Annotated in this window: 9 protein-coding genes; 5 read left to right on the top strand and 4 right to left on the bottom strand. The window is 41.5% G+C overall.

Annotated features, from left to right (window positions below; all coding sequences use genetic code 11):
- The first annotated feature begins 9 nt into the window (after positions 1 to 9).
- Together uca and atzF are read left to right on the top strand one after the other, a co-directional pair.
- Positions 10 to 3,621, top strand: a complete 3,612-nt coding sequence (gene uca, locus DPX34_RS06510) for an urea carboxylase (RefSeq protein ID WP_111977604.1) — start codon at positions 10 to 12, stop codon at positions 3,619 to 3,621.
- Positions 3,622 to 3,651: 30 nt separating this feature from the next.
- Positions 3,652 to 5,439 carry an allophanate hydrolase gene (gene atzF / locus DPX34_RS06505; RefSeq protein ID WP_111977603.1) on the top strand — a complete coding sequence of 596 codons (1,788 nt, stop codon included), beginning with the start codon at positions 3,652 to 3,654 and terminating at the stop codon, positions 5,437 to 5,439.
- A gap of 598 nt (positions 5,440 to 6,037) precedes the next feature.
- Here the strand turns inward: atzF and DPX34_RS06500 are convergent.
- From DPX34_RS06500 to DPX34_RS06485, 4 genes are all read right to left on the bottom strand, one after another.
- Positions 6,038 to 9,322: a glycosyl hydrolase gene (locus DPX34_RS06500; protein ID WP_232824678.1), complete on the bottom strand. Its 3,285-nt coding sequence runs from the start codon at positions 9,320 to 9,322 to the stop codon at positions 6,038 to 6,040.
- Positions 9,323 to 9,492: 170 nt separating this feature from the next.
- Positions 9,493 to 11,283, bottom strand: a complete 1,791-nt coding sequence (locus tag DPX34_RS06495; protein WP_111977602.1) for a LamG-like jellyroll fold domain-containing protein — start codon at positions 11,281 to 11,283, stop codon at positions 9,493 to 9,495.
- A 2-nt stretch (positions 11,284 to 11,285) separates the two neighbouring features.
- Positions 11,286 to 11,858, bottom strand: coding sequence for a sigma-70 family RNA polymerase sigma factor (locus DPX34_RS06490; protein ID WP_111977601.1), 573 nt, complete (start codon positions 11,856 to 11,858; stop codon positions 11,286 to 11,288).
- Between the two features lie 98 nt (positions 11,859 to 11,956).
- Complete coding sequence (locus tag DPX34_RS06485; protein ID WP_111977600.1) at positions 11,957 to 12,916, bottom strand: TIM barrel protein; 960 nt, start codon at positions 12,914 to 12,916, stop codon at positions 11,957 to 11,959.
- Between the two features lie 365 nt (positions 12,917 to 13,281).
- Between DPX34_RS06485 and DPX34_RS06480 the strand changes: the two genes are divergently transcribed.
- The 3 genes from DPX34_RS06480 (at position 13,282) to DPX34_RS06470 (ending at position 18,819) form a co-directional block, all read left to right on the top strand.
- Entirely contained in the window at positions 13,282 to 14,730 is a 1,449-nt protein-coding gene (locus DPX34_RS06480; protein ID WP_111977599.1) for a BNR-4 repeat-containing protein, read from the top strand.
- A 496-nt stretch (positions 14,731 to 15,226) separates the two neighbouring features.
- Positions 15,227 to 15,601: an energy transducer TonB gene (locus DPX34_RS06475; protein ID WP_111977598.1), complete on the top strand. Its 375-nt coding sequence runs from the start codon at positions 15,227 to 15,229 to the stop codon at positions 15,599 to 15,601.
- A gap of 296 nt (positions 15,602 to 15,897) precedes the next feature.
- The gene (locus tag DPX34_RS06470) at positions 15,898 to 18,819 is read left to right on the top strand and encodes an Ig-like domain-containing protein (RefSeq protein ID WP_111977597.1); all 2,922 of its coding nucleotides are present in this window, start codon (positions 15,898 to 15,900) and stop codon (positions 18,817 to 18,819) included.
- The last annotated feature ends 13 nt before the right edge of the window (positions 18,820 to 18,832 follow it).

Raw genomic sequence — 18,832 nt, 5'->3', positions numbered from 1 at the left:
TAACTAACTATGTTTACAACGGTTCTTATTGCCAATCGCGGTGCTATTGCGTGCCGTATTATTCGCAGCTTAAAAAAACTCGGCATTAAAAGTGTTGCGGTATATTCAGAAGCTGATCGTGAATCTTTGCATGTTCGCCAAGCCGACCAAGCTTTTAGCTTAGGTGACGGCGGCGCTGCTCATACTTATTTAGATCAAGACAAAATCATTGCAATTGCTAAACAAACTGGGGCGCAAGCGATTCATCCTGGATATGGTTTTTTAAGTGAAAACGCGAGCTTTGCCGATAAATTAGCTAAACAAAACATTTGTTTTATTGGCCCGCGTGCTCAGCAAATGATCGATTTTGGGCTTAAGCATCAAGCCCGCGAACTAGCTGAAGCGGCTGGTGTGCCTTTAGTGCCCGGTAGTGGTTTGTTGGCTGATTTAGATGAGGTTATGCATTTTTCTGAGCAAGTTGGTTTTCCGGTTATGCTTAAGAGCACAGCGGGTGGTGGTGGCATTGGCATGCAACGCTGTGATACCCCTAGTCAGCTTGAAAAAGCCTTTCATAATGTTAAGCATTTAGGTGCGCAAAACTTTGCTAATGATGGTGTGTTCTTAGAAAAGTTTGTTGAAAAAGCACGCCACATTGAAGTGCAAGTATTAGGTAATGGTGCCGGGCATGTTGTCACTCTAGGTGAGCGAGATTGTTCTAGCCAACGCCGTAATCAAAAAGTCGTTGAAGAAACCCCCGCACCTAATTTATCGCAAGCAACACGCGAAGCTATGTGGGCTACGGCTAAATCGTTAATGCAATCTATTTGTTATTTAAATGCAGGTACGGTCGAGTTTATTTATGATCAAGATTCTGATTTATTTTATTTTTTAGAAGTCAACACGCGTTTACAGGTTGAGCACGGCGTAACCGAGTTGGTTTATGGTGTTGATCTTGTTGAGTGGATGCTAAAAATAGCCTCGACTTCTGCATTAGATTTATCAAACCTTGAAGGGTTATTGCCGCAAGGCCATGCGATACAAGCCCGCGTTTATGCTGAAAACCCCGTTAAAAACTTTCAGCCTTCAGCCGGGTTATTAACGCAAGTCGACTGGCCTGAAAATACAAGTTCTGGCGATATTGTACGAATTGATCATTGGTTAGAAGCGGGCATGAGCGTGTCGCCATTCTTTGATCCGATGTTAGCCAAAGTGATTGTGCATGGTGCTGATCGTGATAGCGCCATCGCTAAACTGGATGAAACGTTAGCCGCTTCAACATTGTATGGCATTACCACCAATATTGATTATGTAAGGCAAATTCTTCAATCCGATATTTTTCGTCAAGGTCAAATTTTTACCCAAAGTTTAAACACGTTTGGTGCTGATTACTGTGGTTTTGAAGTGGTAAAAGCGGGCACGATGACAACCGTGCAAGATTACCCTGCGCGTGTCGGTTACTGGAATATTGGTGTTCCGCCTTCTGGCCCCTTCGATTTTTATTCATTTTGCTTAGGTAATCGATTATTAAATAATGCGGCTGAGGCAGCCGGTTTAGAGATCACTATCCAAGGTCCGAGTTTACAGTTTTATTCAGACACTCAAGTCGTTATTACGGGGGCGAATATTGATGTTTGGCTAGATGATATTGAACAAAAAAATAATCAAATCATTAACGTTAAAGCTGGCCAATTATTAAAAACAGGCAGCGTTAAGCAAGCGGGCGCTCGGGCTTATATTGCGTTTTTAGGCGGCATTAATTGCCCCGACTATTTAGGTAGCAAGAGTACGTTTACGTTAGGTCAATTTGGTGGTCATTGTGGTCGTGCGTTAAGAACCGGTGATTTTCTTAATTTGTATACCGACACCACGTTTAATAGAGTGGCCCACTTACCAGCCGAGATTGTTACGTCCGTCAGCGAACATTGTACGCTAAGAGTTATGTATGGCCCGCATGGTGCACCTGACTTTTTTACACCAAACGATATTGCTCAAATTCAAAAGCATGAATGGAAGATTCATTATAATTCTAGCCGTACGGGGATCCGTTTAATTGGGCCGAAACCCGATTGGGCCAGAGAAACCGGAGGCGAAGCCGGATTGCACCCATCTAATATTCACGATAATGCATATGCTTTTGGTACGGTTGATTTTACGGGCGACATGCCGGTTATTTTAGGCCCCGATGGTCCTAGTTTAGGCGGATTTGTTTGTCCGTTCACCGTGATTAGTGCAGATTTATGGAAGCTTGGGCAATTAAAAGCCGGTAACAATGTTCAATTTGAGGTGGTTGATTTACCAACCGCTAATTTAATTGAAACTGCACAACTTAAACAGATCGCGACATTGGAATACCAAAGCATTCAATATTCGACAACTGAAAGCATAACGCCAGTGCTAGATGAACTTGTGACTGATGATGGTGAGCCTGATGTGATATTTCGTCAAGCCGGTGATAAATTTTTGTTGGTGGAATATGGCGAACTCGTTTTAGATTTAACCTTACGAGCTCGAGTACAAGCGTTGCTTGAGGCCGTTGAGGCCGCTGATATAGCGGGGGTGTTAGAACTAACGCCAGGTATTCGTTCGCTGCAAATTCATTACGATAGTTTGGTGTTGCCTGTTGCTGATTTAATTGCCGAATTAAAACAATTAGATATTCATTTGGGTGATACTCGCCAGTTAAGTTTTGCCTCACGGGTGGTTCATTTACCGCTAAGCTGGGACGACGAGGCTTGTCGTTTAGCCATTGAAAAATATACCCAATCGGTACGTAAAGATGCGCCTTGGTGTCCTTCCAATTTAGAATTTATTCGGCGTATTAATGGACTAACCGATATTGAAGCCGTTAAAAAAATTGTTTTTGATGCGAGCTATTTAGTATTGGGCTTAGGCGATGTGTATTTAGGTGCACCGGTTGCGACCCCTATTGATCAATGCCACCGTTTGGTAACGACTAAATATAACCCTGCACGGACTTGGACAGCTGAAAATTCAGTGGGCATTGGCGGTGCTTATATGTGTATTTATGGTATGGAAGGTCCCGGCGGATATCAATTTGTTGGTCGCACCGTTCAAATGTGGAACCGTTACCGAAAAAGCGACATATTTAGTCAACCTTGGTTGTTACGTTTTTTTGATCAAATTCGTTTTTATCCCGTTTCTAACGAAGAATTAATGCAAATTCGAGCTGATTTCCCGATTGGGAATTGGCAGCCTAAAATTGAGAAAAGCGTTATTTCAATGCCAGAACTAAGCCAACAATGGGCTGAACGAGACGCTGAAATTAAACAGTTTAGTCAACAACGTGAAGCGGCCTTTGCAAATGAAATGGAAAATTGGAAAGCAACAGGGCAATTAAATTATCAATTTGAAGCGGAAGAAACCGGCAATAGCCAAACCATTGAATTAGCCGAAAATCAATATTTGGTTGAATCGAGTGCTGCCGGCAGTGTTTGGCAAGTGTTAACGAGTGCTGGCAGTTTGACTAAAGCCGGTGACTCATTAGTTGTGCTTGAATCGATGAAAATGGAAATCGATGTGAGTGCGGTTGAACAAGCAAAGGTGGTTAAAGTATTGGTTAAAGCCGGTCAACAAGTTCACGCAGGGCAAGCGCTGCTCATATTAGAAACGCAATCGCTGTAACGCTTGTATTACAACAAAGGACTAAATTAAATGTATATAAATCAACAAAATTTGAGTATTTCTTCTTTACAGCAAGCTTATAAGTCGGGTGAAACCACCCCTGATATTTTAATTAAGCAGTTACGTTTGCAAGCTTCGAAACTTGAATCGGTGTGGATTCATTTATTATCAGACGTTGAGTTAAATCGCTACATTCATTTATTAAAAGATAAATCGCCCGAGACTCACCCGTTATATGGCGTGCCATTTGCGATTAAAGACAACATTGATTTAGCAGGCGTACCCACAACGGCGGCTTGTGATGCTTATCGTTATACACCAGAGTCATCGGCTTTTGTGGTTGAGCTGCTCATTAATGCGGGTGCTATTCCGTTGGGTAAAACGAATTTAGACCAATTTGCGACGGGCTTAGTTGGCACGCGTTCACCTTATGGGGCCACACCAAACGCGTTTGACCCAAGCTATATTTCGGGTGGGTCGAGCTCTGGGTCGGCAGTGGCAACCGCTAAAGGACTGGTGAGCTTTGCTTTGGGTACCGATACTGCTGGCTCGGGACGTGTTCCAGCTTGTTTTAATAACTTGGTGGGGTTAAAACCGAGTAAAGGAGTGTTGTCTACCACGGGTGTTGTGCCGGCGTGTCGTAGTTTAGATTGCGTGAGTATTTTTGCGTTAACGGCTAATGATGCCAATACGGTGTTTCAAGTGGCTGCCCAGTACGACGACTCTGATTGTTTTGCTCGCGAAAATCCGCCTGCTAATCAGTTACCCGTTAAACTTAATACTGAGTTTACTTTTGCGGTGCCGTTGGCTGAGCAATTACAATTTTTTGGTAGTGATCGTTACCAACTTGAATTTACCCATGCGGTAGCTTTGCTGCAACGTTTAGGTGGAACTAAAGTCGAACTCGATTTTTCACCTATGTTAGACGCTGCTAAATTATTGTATGAGGGGCCTTGGGTGGCAGAACGTTATTTAGCAACGCAAGACATTATTGAATCAACACCTGAAGCGATGCTTGATGTCACTCGCACAATTATTAGTGCCGGCAATAAAGCCAATGCGACAGATGCGTTTGCGGCGTTATATAAGTTACAGGCGTTAAAAATTGAGGCTGATAAATTAGTTAATCAAGTTGATGTTTTGGTGTCGCCAACGGCGGGTCGTCATTTTAAAATTGCAGAAGTTGAAGCCGAGCCTATCAAACTTAATTCTCAATTAGGTTATTACACTAACTTTATGAATCTACTCGATTATGCCGCGATTGCGGTGCCAACAAGTTTAACGACGGAGAAAATGCCCTTTGGTATTACGTTATTTGGGCAGGCGATGACAGACCAAGCGTTGTTAACGTTGGCTGCGCGCATTCAGTCACAAGCCAACTTAACACTCGGCGCTACGGATTTTCCATATTTTGAACACCCTAAATTAGAAGCTGATAATTCAGCTTTTGTTGACCTTGTTGTGTGCGGAGCTCACTTATCGGGCATGGCTTTAAATTGGCAATTAACGGATCGTAAGGCGGTTTTAATTGAACAAACACAAACTGCTGCACATTATGAAATGTACGCAGTGCCGGGGGCAGTGGAGCGCCCAGCCATGATCCGAGTAGATGAAGGCGCTAGTTTTGAAGTGGAAGTTTGGCGCTTGCCGATTGAATCATTTGGCTCGTTTGTAACCGGCATTGCTCAACCGCTGGGTATCGGTAAAGTTGAGTTAAAAGATAGTCGCTGGTTAACGGGGTTTATTGCCGAAGGGTATGCAAACACCGAAACTAACATTAGCCAATTTGGTAGCTGGCGTAAATATAAAGCGAATTAATACCCTTAATCGTCGTTTCATCTGCCTAGGGCGTGATTCAATCGCTTTATTTAACACTTCAGTGATTTGTTATCATTTTTCCTATATTACTCTATTGGTTAATTTAAAAGGTGTGCTTTTGATCTCATGTCACCTCTGGTGAAACCTACATATAAATATAAACCTCAAGCCATGGTAAAGCTTAGTATTATATTGATTGAAGATAATTCGACATTGGCGGGCCAAATCGGTGATTAACCCCAAATTAGCGAGAGTTTAAATGCGCTTGAATGAAATAATAGAGGTGCTCTTTTGTGTTCTAGCAACACAGAGTAAGCGCATTTAAAACTCGCCTGAAAGGAATGCCCCAGCGGCTTTTGACCTGCGTTATCGGTATTTCAAAGGTAACAAGCATTCCTACACAAAAATGTCTGATACATTTTTGAACAGCTTTGATGGCTTTAGCGAAAGGCAGGATGCCTGAAGTGCACCGACGCCTTGTTCAAAAACCGCTGGATGCACTCTGAGCGATCACTTATTTATATGAATTGGAATAAGCAAACAACGTTTATTTAACGTTGTTTGCTTATGACTTTTTCAATGTGATTGAGTTAAAACATTATGGTGTTTTTAAAGTAACCGGACCTAATAAACCCGCACTTTGTAAGACTTTTGATTTATCTTTTTTGAAGAAGTTATAACCGGTAAACGTAACACGTTCGCTCTTAGGTGGTTTTTGATTATTGTTTAACCACGGAACCGTATCACCCACCATTTTATAGCCACTGGTATCGGGTAGGGCTTCATCACCAATTAAGCGATTGACCCAAGTATTGGTGATTGCAATGTCTAATTGGTTAGTGCCTGGTTTTACAAATGAACTGATATCAACAGCAAATGGCGGTTTCCATAAAGTGGTGACTTTTTTGCCGTTCACGCTGACTTCAGCAATCTGTTGAACATCACCTAAATCAAGATAAAGCGGTGTATTCGGTTTGATATCGTTAGCCGATACGTTGAACGATTTAAGGTAATGAGCGGTGCCAGAATAATGTTTAACACGGGTATCAGTATGGGTTGTCCAATCCATTAATTTATTAAACGTGACTGATTTAGGGCCTCCCCATTTAGGATCAAACTTGACTGTCCATGGGCCGGTTAATTCGGTGCCTTCTTGATGATAAACCGCTTTAACTAACTGTGAATGTGTGCCCGTGTAATTAGGGTGTTTATGGTCACGCCTTATTAGTATAAATCGACCGGCATAGGGTTCTAAGGCTAATTCGGTGATTAGGCGTTTATCATCACGACGAAAGCGTGTTAATTGTTCTATGCTACCGTCGTCTATATTCCAGATCTCGGGTTGGCCATCACCCTCACGTAGGTTAACCACAAGGTGTTTAAATTCAGGTTGGTCGTTGTAGAAATAATACAAATCATTGCCATCGATTTTGCGGTGAGCAAAAAATTTAGCAGCTTTACCGTTGAGCTTAACATCGGGTTGGTAACCTAGGCGGGTTATTGAGTCGGTTAATGACCAACTGCTGATTTGGCCCTTTTTATAGGCACGAATAGCAGGGCTGCCATCGCCCCACAGTTCGTCAACAATTTGTTTAAATTCGGCTTGTTGCGGCCATTCACTAAAACCAATAATGTGTTTTGGTTTTTTACCTATTACAGTGGCACCGGCGGCTACTAATGCTTGCACACGTTTTATCGTTTTTAAGTGCACATAGTCTGTGCGATTTAACTCTAAAGCTCGATAGCGTGTGCCTTCTGGTAAGACTAACCAACCGTCTTTTACGCTTACACGATTAAGTAATACATCAGTATTGGTGTAGTCGTAGCCAAAACCATCGGGTACGCCGGTATTATTACCATTACCGACCCGTAGCGGTGCCACATCGCCTAAGTGAATTAAAAAGTCGGCGTCGGGCACACCTTGTTGTAATAAGTATGAGCCCCGGGCTAAATAATCAAACCACGAAACCCCTCCGTTATTCCACCATGTTTGGGTGCGATCGATATGTGAACCGATTGAGTCCATGGTCATACCCGGTTTAATGTGATTATTAGGTTGATGTGCAAAGCGATGAAACATGGTTTCGTTTATACCGCGAGCCCACATTTTGTCGCCGTAATGTTTATAAAAGTAAGGGTGACCTTTCCAATTGACGGTGTTAATTGAGGTAAATGATTCGGCTGATATAATTTTTTTACCGTAAATATGGCCTGACGAAATGGCGGCCGATACACGCCCATTATATACGGTATCTCTTACCCAAAATTCACCCATTAAACGGTCGGCTTTGCCGCCTGACGCAAGCTCATCAAATGGCCCCCAACCGTAGGGTTCAATATAAGATTCTAAACCATAGGCTTTGCTAAGGCGGGTAAATTCACCAAAGTAATTCTCGACCATTAAATCAGACTGATGCTGACGCACTTCTTGTAAAATTGCACCGGTATGTTCAGGTGATTCGATCACTCGGCCGGTAAAGGTCGGTAGCCAAGTGATTAAGTCATAATTAAATTTGGCTTTGAAGGTTTTATCAAACCCTTGGGTCCAATTTTGCCCGCCGACTTCGTAACTGTCTATCTCGGTTGTTTTAAGTGATTTAATGCCTTTGGCTTGTACTTTTTTAACCAATTTACCTACGTATTGATCAAAGTGATACTGCAATGCTTTAGCATCAAATTTATCAACTTCTAAGCCTTCGCCTTCAACGGTAGCGGGCACATTAAACGCCCCCGTACTGGTATAACCAAAACGTAAAACGCGCCAGTTACCTTGGGGTAATTTAATGCCTTCTTTAGGTAATTCGCCTTGGTTGATAACAAGCACATCTTCAGCTTTAGTGATGGCTGCGGGGGTTATTTTAGGGGTTAAACTAAGCCGACCGCGCTCCATTGAATTCATTGATAACCAATGATCAAAGCGGGGTACAGCCCATAAATCAAAACGTTTTAATATAATGGGTTTATCAAATACAAACCGGAAATATTTTGCTTTGTAGCCATCTTGCTTGTCATTGACTAATTGCGGGCTAAAGGCCCACATTCTAGCGCCGGTGCGTGGGCGTCTTAATTTTTCGACAACCGTGGTGAAATTTTTACCATCATTTGATATTTGCAATGCACCTTCACCATGACGTGTCGGGGTTTCGATTTGCAAGCTGCGTAAAGTGGTGGCTTCATCAACCTCTACTTGGATCCAGTATTCACCTTTTTTATTTTTGATAAACTCAAGTTCGGTATCCCAATCGTTATCGGCTAACACACTGGCATTGAGTGTAGGATCAGAGGCGGTGAATTTAGCATTAGCAAAAATGTTACTTTGGTTAAATTCATTTTCAGGTAAAGCGATAACTGCTATATCGTGATATAAGCCTTCAGCAAAGCCCGGTTGTGGCGGCATTATGGTTTTTTGCGTTTGGCTGCTATTTACTTTTACGGCTTGTTCTGACCATGTAATACGCTTCATTGACATTTCAGGTGTAACCCAAGGGCCACCGCTGGATGTCCAGCCATCTGCATTGTGTATACCAAATTCGATATCATTTTTATCGGCTTCGGCGGCAGCATGCACTAAGGTATCGTAAAATTCGTCTGTGCCAAAGCGTACTGGCCCTCGAGAAGAGTAGTCTTTGTTGCGTCGGTGAACATGGAAAAAAATAGCGCCACCCACACCAGCCTCTTTCATGGCTTTAAAATCTTCAGTAAAACCGGGTTTGCTTAAATTACCATTCATGGCGTGCATCCAGGTTTTAGGCTTATAATTTAGAGGTGGGTTTTCGAATGCTTCAGCTGATAATTCTTCCGCACCGGTTATAGCCGAGCTCATTAATAAGGGCAACGATACGGCCGCAGAGATAAATTTGATAATCGCGTTTTTGGACGACATTATTTGTATACCTATAAAATGTGATATTGACTGCAGGGTATGCAGGTGTCTTAACAGGAATAGTCAGCTAACTTAAACATTGATACCCCTTCAACAAAAATATTGTTCTTTTTTAAAGTTTGCGATGAAATACCGCGGTAAATATACCCAAATCACTTGGGTATATTAAACTACCTTAACGGTTTAAACTGGATTGCAGGTGTGGCTAAATTAGCGTTAAGCACTTCATTAGGTAAACCCGTTAGTGAGTCTATTGATATGCGGGTTAATGGCGGCAATGCTATTTTTATTTGCTTGGGTAGCGAGGCTGAACTTGGCATAAAACCAAAATAGTTTCGGCCCGCTTTTATCTGACTAAAGTGTTCTTTTAGCATGTAACTCGGTAGGGCAAAATCGTAAAAAGCGACTTCGTCAATCACGCCAGAAAACGCTTCATGTTGCCAGCGTTTTTTAGCAGGATTATTACCGATAGACGCTCTACCCGAACCCCCACTTAACATTTTAGACCCCGGCGGATAATGATAAGAGGCATGCTCAATACCGTTAATATAGATAGATTTGATACCTGTTTTAACATGATAAGTGGCTGCTATATGGTAGGTGTTACCATCTTTTAATTCCGCTAAAGTGGGGCGACCTTCTTTGCCATCAAGCGGTAATTTTAATTCATGGTAACCTTGCCCTACAATGTATAAACCAAAACTCAAGCTTTCTTGGTATATACCTTTCGGTCGTAAATACGCTTTGCCAACATCATGCTGAAAACTAAGCAGCATACGCATTTCACGGTCTTCTTGATCTTTGCGGAATATTTCATCTATTTCGCTGCGCAAGCCGGTGTATTCAGGGCGTATTAATGCTTCAATAGTAACCCCATCGTTAACCGCAAACGACCCTGTGGCCGGTGCGGTGCCGCCCCCACTACCGACATCAATTCTGGCGTGTTTGCTGTTGTCAAATTGAAATGCGCCTTGGCCTAATAATCCTTCTGTTCTTTTTGCGCCGATACCCGGTTTACCGTAGGCATTGTGGGCCGAATCTATGGCTAATTCGTTAGCGCTTTCAAAGGCCCAGTAATGGTTAGGTCGCCAGCGACTCGGTAATAACAAGGTATTTTTACCAACAATAATATCGGGATTATCGGTGGTTAAATTAATAGACAACGCATCGCCATTAGAATAAAGCGTAAAGCTGGGGGCATGCACAATAATATTGTTGCCAGATGCAGAGGTAATGGTTAGTGACCCTTGTTTGAGCTGTATTTCGTTTTTATTAAAGAGCTTAAATTGTGAATGCGCGCCAAATTGAAAGTGATCGCCGTTTTGTAAGCTGAGTATTGTCGGTTGTTCAACTTTGTATTCGCCTGCAAAAATGTGTTTAGCGTTAATTTTGCCTTGTTCAACGATTGATAAGTGGCCTTGTTTTATTTCAGCGGTAAAAGCGGTAGTGGTGGGGTTGAGCACAAACCAACTTAAAATGAATAAAATAATCAACAGCACAATAACCAACACACTAACCAGTATGCTCATGCTATTTTTTGTTTGCTTTTTGTCTTGTGGTGCTGCATTCATCGGCGGCAAAGGAGGTTGCTGATGTTGTTCTTCTGTTGGCTCTTTTGTTGCGCTTATTGTGGCATTTATGGCGGCTTTATTATGTTGCCTATTTGAGTTGGGGGCATCTGAATTGAACGTCTGCAGATCAAGTTCATCTGATCCGGCTTGTGTTGGGCGCATGATAAATTCTTCGGTCATGCGGCGATAAACAAATTCCATGTTTTGTTCAGCCGTTGATTGCATATGAAGATGCATGCCTATGTATTCGTAATAAAATTGTTGGCCTTCTTCGTTATCGAGCAGTAACTGTTCAAGTTCTTGAACTTGTTCTGGTGTGACTTCTTGATTACAAATGGCATCGGCTATTTCACGAATGTCTGCAAATTTATCAGTGCGATCGACTCCCATTTTCACAATTGTTCCTTATGCTTTTTACGGTCGACACAATCAAATAATTTTTTTCGTAATTTGTGAATCGATTTACGTATCGCAAATATAGAGCGGGCTGTTTGATCTGCGATGGCTTGTGCTTTAAGGTTTTTGATATAGAAACGGTCATATAATTGTTGATCGTTTGGTGGTAACAACGCTCGGCAGTCTTGCAGGTAGGCCCATTTATTAACGAGCGAGTTTTCGCTATTTTTATCAATGGTCGCACTCATCGACATAATGAGTTCATCACTTAACCCTAACGTGTATTTTTTATTTGTACGGCGAAAAACTAAAACGCGGTTAAAAGCAATGCCATTTGCCCACTTAGAAAATTGAGTTCCAATTTCAAATTTATGAAATTCACGCCATAAGGTCATGCTGGTTTCTTGAAATATATCATCTGCCGCCGCATTATCCATTACGTAAGCATAAATATAAGCATAGAGCCGAGACCGGTCTGCTTCAAATAACTCAACAAAAACCGCAGAGCGGTTTTGTAGTGCGCTATTTGTTTCATTTGCTATCGATTTGTTTAGCGGGTTGGCTGACACGGCAAATAACCTGTTAACGAGAAGCGACTAATTAATTAAAGCGTATTAATAAAAAATAACACCATCAAATTATAGGTATATACCCATAAAACGAAAGCTTACGTTATGATGGCGTCGGCTAAATTGATCCGTTTAGCTATTTTAGCAATATCTGATGCGGCCTTTAAATGATCTTTATCTTTTGGAAAAAACTCTGCACCAATATAACCTTGGTAACCTAATTCACGCAGTCGGGTAAAGACCCGATCATAAACAACTTCACCGGTGCCGGGTTGGTTTCTGCCGGGCGAGTCGGCAAACTGAATATAAGTGACTTGATCAAAGCCGTTTTCTAAATTGGTGATTAAGTTGCCATTGGTTCGTTGCATATGAAAAAAGTCCCAATTTAATTTCACGTTTGGTGAATTAACTTCACGACAAATACTTAACGCCGGTTCATGTCCGTATAAAAAATCACCTTTATGATTTGAAGGATTATAGGGTTCAATGGTGGCGGTTATATTTTCGGCTTCTAATCGAGGCACCATTAATTTTAAAGCATGTGTGTAATTTGCCACTAACTCATCTAGGCTTAACCCCGGCACTAATTTGTGACCTGTTAGGTTAAAGTTTTTTACGTTGAGTGTTTTGCCGGCGGCAATGGTTTTATCTAACCATGGCATGATTAAACTTTCGTTTTTGGGGTCGGCTAATGCAGGCACTCTGGGTGAATAAGTTGTTACTTTTATGCCTTGCTCTTTTGCGCGTTGAGCGATCGTTTCTGGGGTTTTACCCCTAGCTTCATGATGCGGGTTCCATATTTCAACCGCTGAAAAACCTAGGGCTTTGGCTGCATTGATACGATCTAAAAATGGCATAGGCCTAAACCATTGCTCAATATTGCAAGAAAACGGGCGTAACCATCTTTGTCGCTCGGCTAAAGACAGTATCTCATCCACAGCATTAACATTATGGGTCGTATTGCCTGCGGTTGTAGCACCATTAATTGAACAACCGGCTAAGCCCGTTGTGGCTATTCCCGCTGCTAATGAGTGAGTAATAAATTTCCGTCTGTCCATTTTAATGTCCTACTGTGTAATTGATCTCAAAGCGAGTGCTAAGACGCAAGCTTGCTTAGCTAAAATTACTGTATACGTTAACGAATATTTAACTTCTAGTAAACTCAATTTAAGTCAAAACATTAAAATTTACGTCTTCTGTTTATAATGACTTAATATTCTTTATTGCATTTTCGTTTTGGTTTTATTATCTAGGGTGCTGAATGTAAAGAGTAAATCTGTTTTTTGAAATAAATTACAAGCTGATTAAAAATGAATCTATATAGTGGATTTATCGTGTTTGTGATTATTATTGATTGTTAATGTGTTTTTGTGGCGTATAATATTTGTTAATTATTCATTACTTTCAATTTAGGAAATCTCAAATGATTCGTGAATACACAACACGTAAAACGCTTTTAAGCGCTTGTGTGTTATTAAGCACTTTATTAACGGGTTGTTCTAACACAGAGCAAAATCAGCCAAGCCATAACGCTTCATCTCAAAACGCCAATAAAGTTGATCACTTTGCTGATAATGCAATCGGCAATGCACTCGCGGTTGTGCAGCATCCTGCCGGTGTTCATCTTGACGGTATTACCTATGTTAGTTATCAAGGGCCTTTAGAGGACCCTTATGTTGCAGCATATAATCATCAAACTGATACTTGGCAAGGCCCCTTTAAAGCCGGTGTGAGTGCATTAGGCAAAGATCCAAAAAGTAAAAAAATTGATAATCATGGTAAACCGACCATGTTGATTGATGATTTAGGTTACATTCACATTTTTTTTGGTGGTCACGGCGGCACTAAAGAACATGGCATAAATGAATTAGGCAATATACACAGCGGGCGAAATGCGCATGTGGTTTCTAAAAATCCGCGTGACATTACCAGCTGGGAAGCACTCGATACTATTCCTGCATTTGGTACTTATAACCAAGCGGTAAAAATGGACAATGGTGATATTTATTTATTCTATCGTCATGGTGCTCACCGCAGTGATTGGGTATATCAAAAATCAACGGATCACGGTCGCACTTTTGCCGAGCCTGTTTCGTTTTTAAAACATAAACGCCGTCACGATATTCAAGCGGTTGATAGTTGGTATGCCTGGGTCGGTAAAGGTCAGGGCGATGAAATTATCGTGTCTTTTGATTACCACGTCTGTTGGGATGGCAAAGCCACAAGCCGAGGTCATACAACTGAGCGTCATAACGCATACTACATGGCATTTGATACTCAAAAAAATACGTGGCGTAATGTGCAAGGTGAAAAGCTTAATATGCCGTTAACACGTGAAGAAGCAAATGCCAAAACCTTAGTGGCTAGTACCGGGGCAGACTGGACATTCAATGGTTCAGCCCATTTAGACGCTAATGGGTATCCGCATATTGCTACTAATATTGGCATCGATTTGGGTCAAAAAACAGGCGGGCCAAAACAAACGGCTTATTATAAATGGACAGGTACAGAGTGGGTTGGTGGTAAACCGATCAATCAACAAACTCGATTAGACAACGTTGATGCACGGGGGGATTTCTTTTTTAACTCACCCGAAGCATTAACTTTTACACTAGGTTATGAAGATAATAATGACGGCATTATTGCTTATTGGAATAGTACCGATGGCGGTGAAACCTTTACAAAAGGTAAAGAGTTATTACGCCGTAAAAATGCAACTTGGGCACTAACATCGATTATTGAAAACGCCCACCCAGATGCGCGAGTGATTGTTGCCGCTAAAGTTAAAGATCAAGATTGGCGCAAGGTTTATTTATTGGGTGATAAGGGGCCGGTTAAGCGCCTAAAAGCCGATGCGTCTTTAATCAAATAAAATAATCAAATATAGTCTTTTCGCTCAGGTTTTATGGTTCATTGTCAGCGCTTACTCGCCCCAATCACATAGTAGAGCATATGCTCATGGGGTCTCGAAGCTTGACGGCTTCCCCTAAAACCCGATCGCTTTGACTATAAACATTAACAAATCTTCGCTGGCTCACGTATTAACAACGAAATGGTCAGCGTTGATTTTTATTAAAATATATTAAGTTATACCAATCCGTAATAATAAGTGCCCACTCAGCGAGCGTTTAAATGCGCTTAATCAAGGCACTTGAATGAAAGAATAGTGGTGCTCTTTTGAGTTCGAGCAACACAGAGTAAGCGCATTTAAAACTCGCCTGAAAGGAATGCCCCAGCGGCTTTTGACCTGCGTTATCGGTATTTGAAAGGGAACAACCATTCCTACACACCGACGCCTTGTTCAAAAACCGCTGGATGCATTCTGAGAGAGCACTTATTTATATGAATTGGTATTAAAAAGGGATGTGATGAAATTTATCTATTTAGTGATGTTATTCAGTTTATTAGCGGGCTGCTCAGCTACAGCTGATAAATCAAAGCTAAGTGTTAATCAGCATAAACCAGCTAACAAAAATAGCATAGTTGTTAAACGTGCTAGTCCGAAGTATCCGATCGACGCCGCTCGTAAGGGCATAAGTGGTTGGGTAAAAATGCGTTTTGATGTTGACGCGACAGGCAATGTTAAAAATATTCACATTATTGAGGCCAACCCTGCGCTTATTTTTAATCAGTCTGCCGTTAATGCATTAGCCCCGTGGCAATATAAGCCTAAAATGGTAGAGGGTATGGCCGTTGACCGCAAAAATTTAACCACGGTATTAAGGTTTGATATTAAACGGTGAAGTTGATTAACGCTTAATATAATGTAAATAAATCATACAGAACCAACCCTACACGATAACAAGTGCGTAGGGTTCAATTCGCCTGCCAAACACCTCAGTTAACACCTCTGTACATTCCCTTCAAAATCCAATCATTTGGTGTGTTTTATTCGATGCTTTATGCGAAGGGCGCTCTAATTAAACTTCAATTGTTCACGATTAGTTATAATTTATGTTGATTGTTTTTGATAAGTTGTGAATATTAATGATAGTATCGTTTTAGTTTAAGTTAATAAATAATTAAAGGTGTTAACAAAATGATTATTAACGATACAGCCCGTTTACGGTTATCAAAAATACTGACAAGTGTAACAGCCGGTTTGTTTTTATTATCATCGGCCAGCGTAAACGCGGCCGTGACCTTACAGTCATCAACTAAAATTGCAGACAACGCTTTGCATTTTGATGGCACAGATATTGATAGACAAAGCCCCAAATTAACAACTCAGCAACTAAAAGACGACTCGCTATATCACTACAAATTTGGTGGTAGCATTTCAGCGCATGGCGATTCAGTTAAAGTTTATAAGCACTATGTTTTTATGACTTGGTATCGGGGTGGTAAAGATGACCGCCACGTCATGTTATCTCGATTAGATACCAATACAGGTGTAGTCAAAACCATTGAATTTCCACATCAACATAATGGTTTTCAAGGCAACTGGTGGATTGGTGAATCACACAATACAATAGGTTTAGCGGTTAGCCCTAAAGATGGCACCATTCATATGGTGTACGATTTACATGCCTATGACGACAACAGCATCCCAAATGCAAAATTTGACGATGATAGATTTAAAGACGATTTTTTTCGCTACAGCTTTAGTTTACCCGGTGCTGCCGAAGTAACTGATGATGAATTCACACTAGAAAAACAATTTGTTAAAGACACGAGTGCGATCAGTACTGGGGCAGATGATTACAAACACCTGACAATGAACGGTGATTTAGCTGATAAAGCTAATTTTGCTTCATTAACTTACCCTAAATTTTTTGAAACCAAAGAAGGTGACTTACTGCATTTTATGCGTTGGGGTGGCAATAATAACGGTGCCTATTATTACAATAGTTATGATGCATCCTCACAAAAGTGGAGCTTGTTTGAAGCTTTTAATCATCGTAATCAGAAAAGTCATGGCCTTGTTTATAACTGGGGTTTGTATGGTGAAATGAAATACGTTAATGGCAAGCTGCGTGTTGGTTTTCAAAGACGTAGCAGCAACAATACCGACAAGTTTCAATATCAAAACGGTATTTATTACGCCTACTTAGACGATGCCGCAAACAATATTTGGCGCGACCACACTGGCAAACAAATTACATGGCCACTGGTTGATGCAGATGAAATTAAGGTATTCGAGCCGGGCGATTTAGTAGAAACAACATCTAATGCGGCTAACAGCTCGGGTACTCCACCAGGCAAGGTTCATATTGTTGGCAACTTTGACTGGACGGTAACAGATAAAGGTGACCTCCACTTTATTCACAAGGTAAAAGACAACGAATTTAATAAAACCGTATACGGTCACTTATATAAACCGGCTGGCGCCACTGATTTTATTCATGCTCCTGGTATTAGTGGCGCTTCTGAAATCAATGCCATTGGTGATGACGTATACATTATCGGGTTAGAAAATAAAAAGCCTTATGTTGAAGTGGCTAAAGGCGGTACCAATACATTTACCCGTATTTATACGGATACCACCACCACCACGAATTTTCAACATGGTGTACCTCACGCTAAAGGCGGGAAAGTATATTACTACTTAATGGAAGCTGCTTCAGGCACTGAAAGACCACTTCACCTGCAAGTGATCGATCTGGGTTTATCGCAAACATCGGTCTCTTTTGATGAAACAGAGCTAACCGCGCTAAAGGGTTATGCAAGCTTAAATGTAAATGCAACGGCCTCTGTTATAGATTCGTCTGTGAGCATCAGCAGTCTTGCTTTATATATTGATGGCGAATTAGTCTCAACACAAAATACGGCTCCGTTTCAATGGTCTGAAGCCGATATTAAATTACAGAGCTTACCCGTCGGTAATTATGCATTAAAAGTTGTTTCAACCGACAGTGCAGGACAAACAACTGAAGCCTTTATGACATTAAAAGTGGTTGAGCCAACCCCGACGATTGGTTTTTCTGAATCTGAATTAACGCTATCAATCGACTATAGTAGTGTTAACATTTTAGTTAACGCAACCACACCTGATGTTGCCCGTACGATCACAGGCGTCGATTTATATTTAGATGATCAATTGATTTCTACTCAGGTGACTTCACCTTATGTTTGGACGCAAACTAGCACACCATTAGCCAGCTTAGCGGTAGGGAATTACACCCTAAAAGCTAAAGTGACTGACAGCCAAGGTGATACTGCTGAAGCTTCGATACCTTTAACGGTAATAGACCCAACCCCAAGTGTTAGTTTTCCAGAGGGGGATGTAACGGTTGAAGAAGGTTACACTAGCTTATCGTTGAATGTCGCGGCAACTTCGCCAATTGATGGGCGTAACATCACTAAGGTTGAGTTATTTGTAAACGACACCTTAATACGTCAAGAATCAGTTGCGCCTTATGACTGGGGCCATAACGACACGCTTAAAAATGAACTATTGGGATATTCACCTGGAACCCATACACTTAAAGCAATCGCAACTGATAATGAAGGGATCACGGCACAAGCGAGCGTACAATTTATCGTGCAAGAAAAAGTGGTTGCGCCAACCATAAGCTTTATTAAAGGGACTCAGACGCTTGAAGAAGGTTATAGCGCACTGGCTTTTACGGTTGACGCGGTAACACCTATGACAACCCGTAGTATTAAACACGTGACGTTATACATAAACAACACCGTGATTAATGAAGATGCCAGTGCGCCATTTGAATGGAATCAAAGTAGTTCGGCTTTGAATGGGTTAGTTGCTGGCTCTTATACAATAAAAGCGGTTGTAACCGACAGTGGTGATGCAACCGCTGAGGCAACGGCAACTTTGACGGTATCGGCTAAACCAACTGAAACGACACCACCCGATACCACAACACCGCCTGACACAACGCCTGATACGCCTACCCAACCCACCGAAACATCAGGTGGTGGTTCAGGTGGCAGTAACGCGCCTTTATTTATGTTGTTTTTAGCGATGATTATCTTTATTAGAAGAAGAGCATCTTTATGATGCTCGTTGACCC

This window comes from Algibacillus agarilyticus (assembly GCF_003286125.1).
Lineage (GTDB): Bacteria > Pseudomonadota > Gammaproteobacteria > Enterobacterales > Alteromonadaceae > Algibacillus > Algibacillus agarilyticus.
The sequence above is the reverse complement of the archived record's forward strand: the minus strand, read 5'-3'. Positions and strand labels throughout refer to the sequence as shown.